Raw genomic sequence first — 15,824 nt, forward strand, 5'->3', positions numbered from 1 at the left:
TCTTGCGACCGTAGCAGACATACTGGATGCCGCCTTGCGCGGCCGCATAGGCGGCGAGATTCTAGAAGGTACGCAGCGCTTACCCGTTCGCGCACGCTTAAGCGAGAGCGACTGGGCAAACCCTGAGCAGATTGCAAGTATTCGTTTACCGCTACCGACATCCGACGGCGACAGTAGAACCCTACAGAGCATTAGTTTAAGTACGCTCGGAGGTTTTCAGTTGGAACCGGCAAATAGCCCTATCACCCGCAAAGACGGAGAACGAATCAACACCGTCCAAGGCTTTGTTACCCGTGGTGTCTTGGCGGAAGAGGCCCTGAAACAACTGCAACGGATTCTCAGCGATGATCCCGTCGCCCTACCCTTTGGCTATCGGTATCAGTTTGGTGGCAACTCCGATGCCCGAGCGAGCGTGGTTGCCGAAATCATCGCACCGATGGGTCTTATTATGGCTGCACTCATTGCCACCATCGTCCTGACCTTCAATTCCTGGCGCCTGTCTGCCGTAGCGTTCACCGTATTTGTACTATCCATGGGGCTGAGCCTTTTATCGCTCGCGATATTCCGCTACCCCTTTGGCGTGCAAGCACTCATTGGCGTCATTGGCTCCATTGGCGTCTCTATCAATGCAGCCATCATCATACTTACGGCTTTGCAGCTCGACACACGTGCCGCCCGGGGAGAGCCCGAAGCCGTTCGGGACGTCGTAATGAACTCGAGTCGCCATATCGTCTCCACAACCATAACGACCTTCGGAGGCTTTCTTCCGCTGATTCTTGAAGGAAGCCAATTCTGGCCGCCATTTGCCATGGCAATTGCCGGTGGCGTACTACTGTCCACGATTGTCTCTTTCTTCTACATCCCCCCTATGTTTATGCTCTGTTACCGAAGGAAGCATCGTCGGCTGCAAGCCGAACAGCATCCGACACTTTTGAACAAGCACGCGACTCGCATGGGAGAGAATGCACCGTGAACACTCCGGTAAAAACCTATCATCACGGTGATCTTCGAAACGTCTTAATCCTTGGCGCTGCTGAATTAATCGAAGAGAGCGGATCTCTCAATTTCGCGATGGCCGATGCGGCACGGCGAGCCGGCGTGAGCACGGCCGCGCCCTATCGCCATTTTCGCGACCGAGACGCGCTACTCGAAGCGGTGAGTCAACTGGCGTTCTACGGACTGGGTGTAAGCGTCCGCAAAGCTGTAGAAAAAACCCGGCGCGGTAGTATCGAGAGCATTATCGCAATCGGACATACCTACATAGATTACGTCATACGAAAGGCTGCGTTTTACGACCTCATGTGGGGAGACATTGGGGCGCGCGCCATGGATGCCGACAGTTTCGACAAGAAAGCTTCGGGATTCTACATCCTGGTTGATGCCGTGGATGCCTACGTAACGACCCAAGATCTGCATGACGTTGATCTTCTGGATCTCGCCGTACAGCTATGGTCCATGGTGCATGGTATGAGTGCGATTTCCATGAGCGGCAAATTGCCCTACTTCTACCCCAATGCGGACATTCCGCAAATGCTCGATAGAAGTACCCGTATATTTATGGAAGGATTAAAGGCGACCAACGGTAGCGAATGAGCAAGCAAAAATGACAGACAGCAACACCGACTCACTGGTATTTCAGCCGCCTGCTGTACCGCGTATTCCCGTAACAGGCCAGACCACCAAATTCCCTGTGCGGCGTATTTTCTGCGTTGGCCGAAACTACGCCGAACACGCAAAAGAGATGGGAGCGGACCCCGAGCGTGACCCGCCATTCTTTTTTACCAAGCCCGCGGACGCCATAGTCGTCAACGGTGCGGATATTCCTTACCCATCGGCAACCAAGAATCTTCACCACGAAGTAGAGTTGGTTATCGCCATTGCACAGGGTGGCAGCGACATCCCGACTCACAGCGCACTAGATCATGTGTATGGTTACGCGGTGGGCAACGATCTCACCCGGCGCGACCTCCAGGCCGAGGCTAAGAAAAGTGGCCGGCCCTGGGACACCGCCAAGGGCTTTGATCAATCAGCACCTATCTCCAGTATCAGTCCGGTGAGCCTTTGCGGCCACATCAACATGGGTAAGATCTACTTGGAGGTCAATGGTGAAGTCCGCCAGCTAGGCGATATCAGCGATATGATCTGGTCCGTCGCAGAAATCATCAGCGCTCTGTCGTCACTGTTTGCTTTACAGCCCGGAGATTTGATCTTCAGCGGCACACCCGCGGGAGTCGGGCCATTGGAGCCCGGTGATCGCGTGCATGCGGTAGTTGCAGGGCTTCCACCGCTGGCGCACACAATAAAAACAAATGCGGCCATGCACAGTTTGGTCGACTAGGCGACATGCTAGATAAAACCATTGATGGCATAAGCGACACTGCAAAGAATATTGGCGACGCGAGCCAGGGGATGCTTGAATTTTTTTTCCGCAGGTGGTGGCATCGGACTTGGCGTAAAAGACTTTGCTGCGAAGCCCGAAACTGGCAACTGGCAACTTAAGGCAGGCTTGATTACTCTGCCGTTGTTCCCTGCAGGATCTCACAAATGTCCGTCCACTCCCGCACTGCTGTCACCGTGCTACTTCTACTTGCGATCTCGACGCTCGCAGCGGCTGATGAGCATCGTCGCTACGTGTCCTCGGTCATGCGCGAAGCTTTTGCCCTGCGTGTCTTTAACGAAATCGAACTACCCCAGGGCAGTGTACGTGCGGTACATGTCTCCAGGCGGGGCTATCTATGGGCCGGTACTCGCGAGGGCCTGGTGCAATTTAAATCGGGCCGGCAGCGTATCTGGCCACAGAGCACTGATAACGTCACGGGACTGCCCTCGGGCACAGTCAACACTATCTACGAGGACGAGCGCGGCGGCATCTGGGTAGGCACCGCCCGGGGTGTCGCACTGCTAGAGCCTGGTGCGAGCGACTTCCGCATCATCATCCAATCGGATGATGGCTGGGATGAACAATTGGATATCGTCGACTTCGTGCCGATGCCGGGGCGCCTGTTGGCGGCCAGTGCCAGCGGTGAATTGATCGAACTCAACAGCAGCGGAGCCGCCCTGCTGTCCTTCACTCAGAGGTCCCCCGAACAAGCGGCCATCGATTTTCCCGAACTGCGACTGACATCAGCGGCGGCGTATCACAACGAGCTACTGGTGGGTACGATCGAAAGCGGCATTTTGCGCCTGCAACTCGCGGAGAAGAGCTTCAGCATCATAGAGGCCCTGGCGCCCGGCGCCATCATCGTGGACGTGCAGGTCACCGATGACACCCTCATCTGGCTAGATAGAAACGAGGGGCTGTTCTGGCGCTCCTTTGTTGACAGCAATGATCAAGGGCACATCAATCCCCTCGTCGGGGATTCCCAGGGTTACTTTCGCGCCATGCATTTGAATTCGCCACGCGATGGCTGGTTTGCCGCCGGGCCGCAAATCGTGCGAATTCGTGGCGACAAAACCGATGTCGTACGCCTTCCCGGTCGGGGCAATGGCGTGCGATCAATCAGCGTCGATAGCGCTGGCAACATCTGGATCGGCACTTACTACCAACTGTTCTATGCCCTTGATACAGATTTCAACACACTTCGAACAGCCGCCGCTTATGACTCTGGAGTGATTTCCTCGTTGGCCACCGTAGGCCAGGACCTCTACATCGGCGGACAGAATCTCTGGATTGGTAAATCCGGCGGCAGGCAGTTCGACGAGTTAGCGTCACGCTACCCAGCATCACGCATAAAAGACTTGCGGGTTGACCCTCTATCTGTCGGCCAGGATCCGATTACCACACTGGTCGCAACCGAAAACCTACTGCTGGTCGGATACTTTGTCGGCGGCCTTGATGTGGTCGATCTCAACACCGGAGCCGTCAGCAATGTGCTTACCGCGCCAGGCGGCGTTGACCTTAGCTCTATCGGTGTTAGCGGCATGGTGCAGGTAGCCGACGACACATGGCTGGCATCGTTTTACCTCTACGGTCTGGTCGAGATCACTATTGTGCGAACGGATCAGGCACCGCAGGTGTCTTTGCGACAACTGAGCAGCCACGAGACGCTGATCGGCGTCTACCAGGTCGCCAAGGACCGCTTTTTGGCGGTTGATCAGAAAGAACTGTTTATTGTCGATCGTAAATCAGACGGCGATTACGCTCTGCGAAAATTTGGAGCCGCTCCTGTGGGCATTATATTTTCGGTGGAGCCCGACGGTATTGGCGGTGCGTACTTGGCTATCGAGAATGTTGGCATCCGCCATCTGAGCCAACAGATGCTCGACGAAGCACGATTTGAGCCGCTCTCACTCCATTACGTTGAGCCTTACCTCGCGCGAAAAACCGTCTGGCATCTTCTCCTTGAGGACCGCAAGCTACTCTGGGCCACCACCAACAACGGCGTATATGTTTTCGACCTGATTCAAGAAAACCTCGTATCGCACATCACCTATCGCGATGGCTTGCCCGCCAATGAATTTGAGTACGGCACGACGTCCTCCCTGATAACTGCCAGCGGCGAAAAGCTGTTTATATCGGCGTCGGGGCCGGTCTCGTTTCGTGCCCCGGTGCAGCCCAGGGACGAGGAGGTGCAACTCACCTGGACCGACGTCACGGTTAATGGGGAGAGCGTGCTCGATCAACTGGAGCGAATGGAAGCGGGTCTCAGCGAAATCACCCTGCCCTTTTCGGCGGTCAGTGACGGAGTACTGCAACTCGAATACGGCTACGACGATCACATCAAGGCACTTGATGCCAACTACGCCATACGCTTTAGCGAAGACGGTGAATGGCTTCGAGAGTCATCACCGACTATCACCATTACCCAACAGCAGAGCTGGGAACCGGTCCATCTGGAGATAGCGATGCTTAACACCAACGGTGCGGTGATTTCGGCGCCCATGCGTATGGATATTAGCGTTGAGCCACCTTGGTATATGTGGTGGGTTGTCGACATTCGGGTTGCTATCCCAAGCGTCCTACTAATGTCTCTCCTGTTGCTGGGTGTGCAACTGCGCGCAAAGCGGCGACAGCAACGCATACTGGCGCGTATGGAGAGGGACCGGGAACTCATGGAAGCCGAGATACGTGGGCGTTTAAGGGAAAAAGAGATCCAACTGAGGGAAATTCATCACCGCGTAGGCAACATTCTCAGTAGCTTTGCCTCTAACGTTCGCACGCTTCGACGTTCGGCGAACAGCCTCGAAACGCGTAGCACGCTGGAACAACTGAGCGCCCGAATCAAGGTTCAATCAGCGGTGCACATGCTTTTGCAGCGTGCCGACAGCACCGACATCAATGCGGCCAATATGATTCGGCAGGTCGTAGCCGGTGCGCGAGACATCCTCGCTGAGCGCGATCCGCGACCCATCGATCTCGACCTGGACGACGCCTATATGACCTACTCCAAAGCCCAGTACCTGGGACTCATCGTCAACGAGTTGGTCACGAACAGCTATAAACACGGCCTGGAGTCAACGACGCCATCACTCGCGCAAATCTCGTTCAAACTGAGCGATTCAGGCGCGGGGCTGCTCTATTACCGTGACTTTGGCCCTGGCGTCGACGAGGCAATGATAGACGGCGTGATGTCTGCGCCCCGGAGCGAGGCCACCCACGGCCTGGTGCAAATCGTCGCCATGGCCAGGGAACTCAAAGCAGAGCCCCAAATCAAGGGTCGCGGTGGTCTGCATTTCAGCATGGAAGTAACCAACAAACTGCTGCGTACCCGCGAACTCAGGAGTGAATCCCTACCCCCCTAGCGCTAGACGCTCGGACTTAGCTTTTTTGCTCGCTTGAGCTTTGCGGGTGCAGGTCGACGCTGACCTGCCAGATGCTCAGCGATTCTCGCAATCTCGCGATTTTGGTTATTGATGTAACGCCGAAAACGATAACCAATACGCTTCCGCTCAAAATGCCGGGCCTCGCGCTTGGCGGGCCGCACGTCTAGGCTGTCCACGCGTACCCACCAAACTTCCTGAGAGCTGGATGTTCGGAGTACTTCGGGGTCGAGCTTGCCATTCAGCTCATAGGCCCAGCAGGCATCGATAAGATCCGGCGCCTTTACCGTAATGGACCGGCACTTATCGCAAGCTGCCGGGTAGGCGCTTCGCAGCCTTGCCGCCACCGAGGCACTGAAAATATGTCCGCGCTCGCACTGCCAGAATAAAACCTGACTAGAACTCTTTCGAACTATGTAAGCGATATCAGCTGGATTAAGCGTGGGATGCAGTTGCTCAGCAAGATCCGGCACGCTGTAGGCTATCGCCTTGCATTGCTGACAGCTTGCTGGATGCCGCGCAGTGCTGGTGCGATGACAAATAGGTGAGGACCAGGAATGCCCGTTTTCACACCGCCAGTAGGCGACGCGCTGACTTCCGGGCGCAAACTCCTCGGGACCCCGGGGGTTGAGTTCTCTATCCCATTGGGCCGCAATCGCGGGAAAGGCTGCTGCCAAGGTTGTTGATGTATCGCGCTTACCGGCTATGCGCCAGGGGGTGACACCTTCTCTGCGGCATAGTTTGCATTGATGGCCTGTCGCCAGCACTCGATACGGCGGCCGCTCGAACTGATGCCCATGGTCACACACCCAATAATACCGTTCTTGGCTGTAGGCTGACACGTCGGCTGCGCTGAGGCCGTTTTTCTTGCTATCCCAGTGCTTCAACAAGCCGGGCATACGCGTTGCCACCGACGTCGCACAGGTTGGACAGCCGCGACTGTGGCGGTGCGCTGCTCGCGTTTCCTCGTAAATATGCCCGGCAGGACAACGCCATTCACAGAGCGTTGTAGAGTCTTCGGCAATGTCGACAAACCTTTCGCCACTCACAGCGCTCACAAAGCGACCCATGAGGTCTGCGCCGCCAAAGGTCTGGTGACGTGGCGGTAATGCGATTCCAGACGGTAGCGGGTGCTTGCGCCGTCCGATTGGCGACTTCTTCTTCTTATTATTATTATTAGTCATATTCTTGCCTAGTTGAGTTCTGGAGATACTATCCTTGTGCGCAAAAAAAAGCTCCTAAAATCTGCTGAATCCCCGCGCTTGTGCGACGTCGCACAGATCTCACGGCTCGTCTCAAATAGACCTGTAAAAGGGTTTACCTGACGGCATTTGTAGGCAACACTTTCAACAGATTTTCACGCAATTTTACTGTTTCGAAAGGTCACAGCGCATCTATGCGAATGTTCTATCAGGCGCTACCCGACTACCGCGCATTGGTCATCGAGAACGAGCGTGATTTTCGGACCGAACTCGTATACCTAATCGAGTCGCTAGACATGGGCTTTAGTGTCATTGATGAAGCCTCAGACTACGAAGAGGCGCTTCAACTTCTCGACAGCGGGGACTACGACCTGTTGATAACCGATATCAATCTCACAGACGCAGCGACCTTCCAAGTGGGTGACCGCGACGGCATTGCACTGGCAAATTACGCCCGGCAGAACTGCAAAATCCCGAGTATTTTTTTAACCGCTTTTGCGGATTACGACACCGAGGTTGTCAAAAAAGCGGCCGCAAGCGACCCCATTGGCTTTATCAGAAAACAGGGCAGTGAAATTGGTGAGGAGGTTCAGGTCCTGATCACGCTCGCGCTGCGCAGACTGGAGCAGAGTCGTCGTGAGCGCGAACTCACACTACAACTGGAGTCTGTGGTGAAGCACATCGGCGAAGCCCTGCTTTACATAAATGATGATGGGCTGATTATTGACTTTAATGATGACGCGGCAACACTCCTGGGCCAGCGCCCCGATGCATTGATCGATCAACATTGGGAAGACGTCGTCCGCCTCGAAACGACTGAGGGCGTGGGCGAGCAGCCCCTGCGCTCGATCATAAACGCTGGCCTCAGTGCACGACTTCCGTTCCTTGCGCTTCGACAACCTGACGGCAGCTCTGCCCTGGTGAGTATTTACGTCGCGCTAACGGAACACCTTCGCCAGGAATGCACCATGTTGGTGATCAAGGATCTGCAAAAAGATCGCACATTTCTCGAGCCCTCTCACCTCGAAACCGGTAGCACAATAGCTATGTTTGGTCTGGTGCCCGCTGCGACAAATACCGCGTTCGATCCCGTCCAGCAAAAGATCTCGCTACTGAGGCTGCAATCGGCACTCCTGACCAGAATCAGAGCCAGCGACTCTGCGCGCAAGGGCACCACCACCTCAGTAGCTTTGTTTCTACCCGATACAGACGAGGGCTCAGGACTCACCATCGTGCGATCGTTGGTGTTCGATCTAGAGGTGGAATTCGCACGGCAGAACTCACCCATGCATGTGTACGCGGGGCTTGCCCATCGGGGAGCCGATCAATCCATTAACGCGACAGTAGCCACCGCTATCGACGCTCTTGATCGTGCGCAGTCAGGCTTGCGTGAGCGCGTACTGGGCGCGTCAGCCCTTACTCAAGTTCGCGACGAGGAATATCATAGCCACAGTACTGACGCTGAATCATCATTCTTGTCGCAGGCTTTCGCCGTCACTGAACGAACACTCGCAGCGCCTATGAGTGATGTCACCTCCACCGAAGCGCTGTCAGCGGTGCTCGCCGCGGCGCTCGAGGAGATTGAATCGCTGAGCTTCTTCGGACTTTACATCAGCACCACTAACGACGGCGGACACTGGTTTTGCCTGCGTCAACGCGGCCCAAAGGGCGCATTTGTCGCCTGTGATTTAAGCGCATTACCCGACCAGATTGCCAAGCAAATCGTCAGACAGCACCGCAGCGCGCCGCTGGCAGTGAGCACCCTGTCCTTATCCGACGCGAACGTGATCTTGTGCTCGCTCCGTCAGGCTGACCAACTGCTTGGTCAGCTATTTATTGTGTCCTCCATGCCGGCGCTCACCGATCGCGTATTCACGATGAGCGAAGCGCAAATCGCCGGGGTATGGGGTCGTTATCTTGGGCAATTACTGCTGCAGTGCGCGGATTACCATCAGCTGAAGGCACCGAAAAACCCGCAAAATCAGGCAGACTACAATCTCTATGCGCTCGCGGACGCAACGCAGGAACTTGCGACCGTACGACTGCTCTTAAACACCGACACCCCCATCGCTCTTGTGGGCTCTAGCGGCATGGCGGTTGAGCAGCTACTTATACACGCCGCAGAGACGGTCACTCCCCCGTTGGCGAACGGCCTTCGAGTCATCGACCATAAGGAGTGGGATAGCGGTGTTGGTGAGGTAGACGCAGAGCCGTTTATTCGACTGCTTCAGACGCAGGAGTCCACCCTACTAGTCGTCCAGGATCCAGATCGCCTCCCCCTCGAGCTTCAGTCTGTTCTTGGCGAAGCCATGCTCTCGCGGCAGATCTGGTCCAACGGCGCGGCACATGCCCTGCCGAGGCTTCGCTTTGCCGTGTCGCTCAGTCAGCCGCCCCTGGCGCTTTGCAACGAGGGCCGCCTGCACGAACGGTTGGCGTCCGCACTGGGTGCCGGTGTCGTGACCCTACCCACGATATCCGGCGATGCTGATCACGCAATACGATGGGCCGAAAAAATACTCACAGCCGAAAACCAGTTAACAAGCAGCAGACGACGTTTCGACGACGGAGCTCTTAGCGCTATTTCGTCGCATAGCTGGGGCGGAAATATCGAGGAACTGCAGGCGCGCATCAGGACAGCAATCGCCCGGAGCCCCCGTCAGGCCATTGGCGCACTCGATCTTGACCTGTATCGCCTGCGCGCGGTCGATCAGGACTCGAATGCGTTAGGTATGTCAGGGAATTCACCGGCCATTTTGAGCGAAAAAGCCGACTATGCAATTGAAGCAGCGCTCGAGATTGCCATTCAGATGGTTGATCCACCGCCCGTCGGCGAGTGGCTGGAAGACGAACTCACAGATGCGCTGCTCGACGCTCATGAGGGCGACAGCGACCCGGTAGCGCGCAGTGCCGAGGCGCTCAATATCGATGCGCGCGTGTTTAATGCCTGGCTTAAACGCTCGAGCCAAAGCGCAGCGGAGCGACAAGCAGCGCCTTTTTGGCTCAATACGCGCCTCACACTGCGCCCCGGCTACGATACGGCCGGCAGACTTGAGGCAGTGCTCAGAGGCCAGGCACGCGACCTCGTGCTGCAAAAGCTGATTTTGGGGGCGTATCGAGCACCCCGTGAACGTATTTTACAGATTGCAGGATGCTCGCTGGAAGACTATCTTGAGGTTCTCAACCGAGTTTCCCGGCTGTGAGTACAGGAACACCTGCTATGACAAAAATCAGTCAACTGCACACCGCCCGTGATGAGGGCTCCATCGGCCGAGTCCGGGAGCAGCGTCGCAGCGCGTTTCTTGCGGCTGAAGGTGATAACAATGTGCAGCGCAGCGGATTCTCGGCGCGATTGAACATGCTTTGCAGCCTGGCCGGCGAGCGGGACGTCAATAACGGTAGACTCGAGGACATCACCGGGCTGAACCCGGACTGGGAACGCAGCCTCGTGAAAGAATGGCTCTGTGAAGACCGGCTTCCATCGCCACAACAATTGCGTGCTTTAGTTCGTTTTTTAGTAGAGCGACTGCAGGACAATCTACACAACAATCTACACAACAACCTACAGAACAATACTGACGCCACTCTGTGGGAGGCGCACTTAGTCTATGGATCAGAGGTGATCAGCAACCCCGCACTAGCGTCGAATGAATCGCTGCTCCCCCTCGCTGCGAGGGAATTACTTAAAATCACCGATGAATATTGTATTCCACCCGACAGCTACGACGCGAAGGGGGCTCTTCAGAACATCATCGAGCTACTCGAAAAGCTAAACTTCCGATCCAGCGAGTCCAAGCTACAGCCCGGTCATCGGTTGGCTATCGCCACAAACCTGTTCCCGGACTACGTAAAACTCTAGGTCGACGTGCCGTCCCGCAACATCAATGCTTTGCGGGCATCATCGATCACCGCGAGCACAGCTTCCAATACGAACCCTCGGGTGTCTCGGTGAAAATCCCCCCAGATATCCGGCCAGCTGAAATACGAACTGCTTTGCCACTGATCTTTCATCCGCTGCCTCAACCACAAAGAGCAGGTGACCAGTATCGGCGGCTTGCGCACGATCCCTAAATCAGACCCCGTCTTGTCATTCAAACGCTGAAGCTCCCGCAGCGTATCCATGATGTCGTTGAGGATCTGCACTTGCGCTTCGGATTTCAGCGCGGCCAATTCCTGGGGCACCTCCATTAAGGCATGCCACACATCCTCATCTCCCGGATGCAGACGTATGGGGATGTCGAGGTGCAGGCTGTCGCCAGTAGAACGGGAGTCGCTCACGTATGACTAGGTGTCTGGTATCAACGGTAAGTTGAGTCTATAGGCTTAATTATTTCTTTTCTTATTTTTTTTCCTATTTTTTTTATTTTTTTACTTGCTTATCTTTGCTTGTGGTGCGCAGCTTCGCGGCGCGGCAGCTGCAGCACCCACTCGGCCCTGCTGGAGTTGCCCCTGTAGTCATCGCGAATGCAGCGTCTGATGCTGGCGGGTATTGTAGGTCCTGCGACACGCCCGCGGGTGTTGGGCCATTGGAGCCCGGTGATCGCGTGCATGCGGTAGTTGCAGGGCTTTCACCCTTGGTTCACAAAATAGTCGCGCATTAGTCCTAAGCCAGCGCTGTTTTGCATACACTGTAGACCGCCATCTACACTGAATCCCTGAAGCTGCAACACCTGGAGACACCACAATGAAAACTTGGATCATGCTTGCAGCACTACCTATCGTACTCACCTTACAGATCGCCCCCTTGGCCCACGCCCAATTTGGTCGCCTGGGAGGCATGCTGAATAAAACTGTTGATGGGGTTAGCAACACAGCAAAGGACATTGGCGATGCAAGCAAGGAGATGATGGAAGGGCCTCCCCCCGAGGAGCAGCGCGCCGAGCTGCAGGAGACGCGAACAAAGGCGCTTGCGAAACTCTACAAGCAAGACCCCAGCCTCGAAAACGAGCTTGCAAGCGCCCAAGGGTACGCCGTGTTCTCGAATATCGGCATTAACTTGTTGTTAGTTTCTACGCAACGTGGCGGTGGCATTCTTCGCGACAACCGCTCCGGGGACGACATCTACATGAGCTTGTTTTCTGCAGGCGGGGGTATCGGGCTTGGGGTAAAAGAATACGCAGCGATATTCGTGTTTCATACCGACGCAGCAATCAACCAGTTCGCTACCGAAGGTTGGGATTTCTCCGGGCAGGCAGATGTAAAAGCGCAGTACAAAGAAGACGGAGATGGTGCCGAGACAGCCGTCTCAGCAATGCCAGGAACCAGCCTGTATCAGCTCACCGAGAGCGGCCTTGCAGCGCAAGTCACGCTCCAAGGCACCAAGTTTTGGAAGAACAGCGACCTCAACTAATCGATGAGTAACGCATCCTAGACTTTAGAATTGGCGCGCCAGGAAGGATTCGAACCCTCGACCGATGCCTTAGAAGGGCATTGCTCTATCCAACTGAGCTACTGGCGCAGAGGAGCGCATCGTAACCGCCTGTAGTAAATAGTGGAAGAGCAGACCCCTCAATTGCGTACCACCAGGATCAAATCGCTGGAGGCTTAAATGCAGAAGTATCACCTCACACCGCAGTCATAAGCGGTACGTCAACGGTACGTAAGCAGTACGTCAGCGGTACATGAGATAGGATCTAAGTCGATAAGATGGGGTGGCCGACGGGTCTTGAACCCGCTACCTCCGGAGTCACAATCCGGTGCTCTACCTGGTGAGCTACGGCCACCACTAAACGGTCAACGAGCAGCAGTGCCTCAACAGCGCCTAGACTAGGCCTAGACCATTCCGAGACCTTGCTGAGCAAAGTCCGGAAGCAGCGCTCCTTCGGCAGGGGGTGTACTGAATAATGTGAAAATTTGGTCGGGGTAGAGAGATTCGAACTCCCGACATCCTGCTCCCAAAGCAGGCGCGCTACCAGACTGCGCTATACCCCGATAAAACCTTTCAACATCGATGACATGCGTCACCAAAACAACCCCATGCACACAGATCACACTAACTTTCACGCGATCTGTGAGCAAGCCCGATTTAGGGAGCGCGAATGTTACTCATCCGCCCCAGCCCCGTCAATCAAAACACTAGCTGTTTATACGACGCCATAGCGTTCCGCTGGCTGAGTCTTCCAAAATAACCCCCCCGGCGGTCAATTCGTCACGAATCTCATCGGCCCGGGCGTAGTCGCGGCTTGCTTTCGCCTCCACGCGCTCGGCTATCAGTGCCTCGACCGTCTCTGCGGATAAGCCAGCATCCGACGACCCGTCGCCCTGCAACCACGCTATAGGGTCCTGCTGCAGAATCCCAAGAACACTTCCTGCAGCCAATAATCGTGCCTTCAATTGGACTTTATCCGAATCGGCGGCTTTATTGATATCCCGGGCGATCACATGCAACTCACTAATAGCCAGAGGCGTATTCAAGTCATCACAAAGCGCCGCGTAAAAACCCTCTCCCTCTAACGTCAGCTCACAGTCCGGCTCAATGTCCTGTACTGAGCGCAACGTGTTGTAAAAGCTGGTCAGGGTTTGTTCAGCCTGCTCCAGCAGACCCTCAGAGAAATTTAATGGCGAACGGTAATGTGCCGATAACAGCGCAAAGCGCAAAACCTCGCCACGGTAGCGGGTGAGCAGCTCCCGAATTGTGGCTACATTCCCAAGAGACTTGGACATCTTCTCGCCGTCCATATCCAGGAAGGCGTTGTGCATCCACACGCGGACAAACTCATCCCCAAACGCACAGCAGCTCTGCGCAAGCTCATTCTCGTGATGTGGAAAGATCAGATCACGACCGCCGCCGTGAATATCAATGGTGGGCCCCAGGTGTTCTCGGATCATCGCTGAGCACTCAAGATGCCAGCCGGGTCTCACACGACCCCAGGGACTGTCCCAGCCAGGCTCCTCGGCGTCAGAGGGCTTCCAGAGCACGAAATCCCCCGGGTGTCGCTTATAGCCCGCCACCTCCACTCGCGCCCCGGCAAGCATGTCATCCAGTGAGCGTCCCGATAGCTGGCCATAGTCCTTCATAGAGGTCACATCGAAGAGGACGTGGCCCTCGGCCCTATACGCATGCTCTCGCTCAATAAGCGTCTCTGTAAGCGCAATCATTGGCCCGATGTTGTCTGTCGCGTGTGGCTCCAGCGTGGGCGGCAAGGCATTGAGCTGCGCCGTGTCTTCACGATACTTTTGTGCGAACTCCCCAGCGATAACGCCGATAGTAACGCCCTGCTCTTGCGCCGCACGCATGATCTTGTCGTCAATATCCGTAATGTTACGGGCGTACACGACCTTGTCGTAACGCGTCTGCAGCAAGCGAAAAAGCGTATCGAACACCACTACCGGTCGCGCATTACCAATGTGCGCCAGGTTGTAGACCGTTGGACCACACACGTACATCGTCACGCAATCAGGATCTACCGGACTAAAGGCTTCTTTGCGTCTGGCACGTGTGTTGTAAAGCTGAAGAGCCACTTCTGTCTATCCCCCCACAATTCTTATCAAGCCTTACTGGCCCAAACATCCCGCAAGCCAATGGTTTGGTTGAAGACCGGGGCATCCGCGCGATGATCAAAGCGATCAGCGACAAAGTAGCCTTCCCGCTCAAACTGAAACCGCGTCTCTGCAGCGGCTCCCGCAGCGCCGGGCTCCAACAACGCGCCCTCCACTACTCGCAGGGCCTCGGGGTTTACAAGGCTCATAAAGTCAGCGCCACCGCGATCCGGTGCAGGATCCGTGAACAATCGGTCATACAGTCGCACTGTAACGGGAACCGCTGTCGCCGCTTCGACCCAATGGATCACGCCTTTAGGCTTGATGCCATCTTCGGGGTCATTGCCCAGGGTGCCTTGGATAAGATCAGCAACGACGCCGACGATCGCTCCAGCGGCATCCTTCTGCACCTCTACCGCCTCGACGACGTAGGCATTACGAAGTCGTACTCGCTTGCCCAGCACCAAACGCTTGAACTTTTTATTGGCCTCCTCACGAAAATCATCGGCATCAATAAATAGCTCGTTAGAAAACGGTAATTCCCGCTCGCCTAATTCAGGCCGCGAGGGATGCGCTGGCGCCACAATAGGCGCATGAGCCTCCGGTACATTGCGCAGGGTCAGCTTGAGTGGATTGAGTACGCACATCGCGCGGGGCGCGTTTTGATTGAGGTCATCGCGAATAGCGTGCTCAAGCATCGCCACGTCCACCACGCCATCAGATCGGGACGTGCCCACCATCTCACAAAAGTGACGGATGGCCTCGGGCGTGTAACCCCGGCGTCGCATACCCGCTATCGTGGGCATGCGAGGATCATCCCAAGAATCTACGACACCCCCGTCTACCAACTGCTTGAGCTTGCGCTTACTCGTTACGGTGTAACTGGTGTTCAGTCGACCGAACTCGAATTGTCGCGGCTGACTTTCCACCGGAAGGTGAGCAATAAACCACTCGTACAACGGACGGTGATCTTCAAACTCCAGCGTACAAATAGAGTGCGTGACACCCTCGATCGCGTCTTCCTGACCATGCGCGAAATCGTAAGTGGGATAAATGGGCCAAGCATCGCCGGTTTGGTGGTGATGGGCCTTGCGAATACGATAAAGAATCGGATCGCGCAGATTCATATTCGGATGCGTCATATCGATCTTTGCGCGGAGGACACGTTCGCCGTCTGCAAATTCCCCCGCACGCATACGCCTAAGGAGATCCAAATTCTCATCCACCGTGCGCTCGCGATAGGGGCTATTGCGCCCCGGCTCCGTCAAGCTGCCGCGATACTCCCGCGCTTCATCGGGGCTGAGGTCATCAACATAAGCATTGCCGTGCTCTACGAGGTGCTCTGCCCAGCGATATAAAGTCTCAAAATAGCTCGATGCAAAACGT

General features: G+C 55.6%; 11 protein-coding genes and 3 tRNA genes. 7 read left to right on the forward strand and 7 right to left on the reverse strand.

Translation table 11 applies throughout. The annotated features are described in order from the left end of the window. The 4 genes from ACI9KD_RS14100 to ACI9KD_RS14115 all read left to right on the forward strand — a co-directional run. On the forward strand, nt 1-973 hold a 973-nt coding region (locus ACI9KD_RS14100), incomplete at its 5' end, for an efflux RND transporter permease subunit (protein ID WP_414981815.1). Beyond that, the gene (locus ACI9KD_RS14105; RefSeq protein WP_414981816.1) at nt 970-1,593 is read left to right on the forward strand and encodes a TetR/AcrR family transcriptional regulator; all 624 of its coding nucleotides are present in this window, start codon (nt 970-972) and stop codon (nt 1,591-1,593) included. The genes ACI9KD_RS14100 and ACI9KD_RS14105, both read left to right, overlap by 4 nt. 10 nt (nt 1,594-1,603) lie before the next feature. Next, on the forward strand, nt 1,604-2,338 hold the full coding sequence (locus ACI9KD_RS14110) for a fumarylacetoacetate hydrolase family protein (RefSeq protein WP_414981817.1): 735 nt from the start codon (nt 1,604-1,606) through the stop codon (nt 2,336-2,338). 206 nt (nt 2,339-2,544) lie between these two features. Next, nucleotides 2,545-5,742: a two-component regulator propeller domain-containing protein gene (locus ACI9KD_RS14115; RefSeq protein ID WP_414981818.1), complete on the forward strand. Its 3,198-nt coding sequence runs from the start codon at nt 2,545-2,547 to the stop codon at nt 5,740-5,742. A gap of 2 nt (nt 5,743-5,744) precedes the next feature. Here the strand turns inward: ACI9KD_RS14115 and ACI9KD_RS14120 are convergent, their stop codons facing one another. After that, nucleotides 5,745-6,944, reverse strand: coding sequence for a zinc-ribbon domain-containing protein (locus tag ACI9KD_RS14120; RefSeq protein WP_414981819.1), 1,200 nt, complete (start codon nt 6,942-6,944; stop codon nt 5,745-5,747). Nucleotides 6,945-7,156: 212 nt separating this feature from the next. On the opposite strand from ACI9KD_RS14120, the gene ACI9KD_RS14125 reads away from it, so the two are divergent. Next, nucleotides 7,157-10,162 (forward strand): response regulator, encoded by a 3,006-nt coding sequence (locus ACI9KD_RS14125; RefSeq protein WP_414981820.1) that lies wholly within the window; start codon nt 7,157-7,159, stop codon nt 10,160-10,162. 17 nt (nt 10,163-10,179) lie between these two features. Beyond that, the gene (locus ACI9KD_RS14130) at nt 10,180-10,818 is read left to right on the forward strand and encodes a hypothetical protein (RefSeq protein ID WP_414981821.1); all 639 of its coding nucleotides are present in this window, start codon (nt 10,180-10,182) and stop codon (nt 10,816-10,818) included. Here ACI9KD_RS14130 and ACI9KD_RS14135 read toward each other — a convergent pair. Next, the gene (locus ACI9KD_RS14135) at nt 10,815-11,237 is read right to left on the reverse strand and encodes a hypothetical protein (RefSeq protein WP_414981822.1); all 423 of its coding nucleotides are present in this window, start codon (nt 11,235-11,237) and stop codon (nt 10,815-10,817) included. The genes ACI9KD_RS14130 and ACI9KD_RS14135 overlap by 4 nt on opposite strands. 406 nt (nt 11,238-11,643) lie before the next feature. On the opposite strand from ACI9KD_RS14135, the gene ACI9KD_RS14140 reads away from it, so the two are divergent. After that, nucleotides 11,644-12,309 (forward strand): YSC84-related protein, encoded by a 666-nt coding sequence (locus ACI9KD_RS14140; RefSeq protein ID WP_414981823.1) that lies wholly within the window; start codon nt 11,644-11,646, stop codon nt 12,307-12,309. A 31-nt stretch (nt 12,310-12,340) separates the two neighbouring features. Here the strand turns inward: ACI9KD_RS14140 and ACI9KD_RS14145 are convergent. From ACI9KD_RS14145 to glnS, 5 genes are all read right to left on the reverse strand, one after another. Next, nucleotides 12,341-12,417: transfer RNA gene (locus ACI9KD_RS14145), tRNA-Arg, on the reverse strand. 189 nt (nt 12,418-12,606) lie between these two features. Next, nucleotides 12,607-12,682, reverse strand: a tRNA-His gene (locus ACI9KD_RS14150). Nucleotides 12,683-12,813: 131 nt separating this feature from the next. Further along, nucleotides 12,814-12,890, reverse strand: a tRNA-Pro gene (locus tag ACI9KD_RS14155). 144 nt (nt 12,891-13,034) lie between these two features. After that, nucleotides 13,035-14,420 carry a cysteine--tRNA ligase gene (cysS, locus tag ACI9KD_RS14160; RefSeq protein ID WP_414981824.1) on the reverse strand — a complete coding sequence of 462 codons (1,386 nt, stop codon included), beginning with the start codon at nt 14,418-14,420 and terminating at the stop codon, nt 13,035-13,037. 26 nt (nt 14,421-14,446) lie between these two features. Continuing rightward, the coding region (glnS, locus tag ACI9KD_RS14165; RefSeq protein ID WP_414981825.1) for a glutamine--tRNA ligase at nt 14,447-15,824 on the reverse strand (1,378 nt) is incomplete at its 5' end.

Source organism: Congregibacter sp. (assembly GCF_047617445.1).
Lineage (GTDB): Bacteria > Pseudomonadota > Gammaproteobacteria > Pseudomonadales > Halieaceae > Congregibacter.

What these genes read in the sequence shown, in the direction of transcription:
- ACI9KD_RS14110 (WP_414981817.1), top strand. Translation starts at nt 1,604, where the DNA reads ATGACAGACAGCAACACCGACTCACTGGTATTTCAGCCGCCTGCTGTA.
- ACI9KD_RS14115 (WP_414981818.1), top strand. Translation starts at nt 2,545, where the DNA reads ATGTCCGTCCACTCCCGCACTGCTGTCACCGTGCTACTTCTACTTGCG.
- ACI9KD_RS14120 (WP_414981819.1), bottom strand. Translation starts at nt 6,944, where the DNA reads ATGACTAATAATAATAATAAGAAGAAGAAGTCGCCAATCGGACGGCGC.
- ACI9KD_RS14125 (WP_414981820.1), top strand. Translation starts at nt 7,157, where the DNA reads ATGCGAATGTTCTATCAGGCGCTACCCGACTACCGCGCATTGGTCATC.
- ACI9KD_RS14130 (WP_414981821.1), top strand. Translation starts at nt 10,180, where the DNA reads ATGACAAAAATCAGTCAACTGCACACCGCCCGTGATGAGGGCTCCATC.
- ACI9KD_RS14140 (WP_414981823.1), top strand. Translation starts at nt 11,644, where the DNA reads ATGAAAACTTGGATCATGCTTGCAGCACTACCTATCGTACTCACCTTA.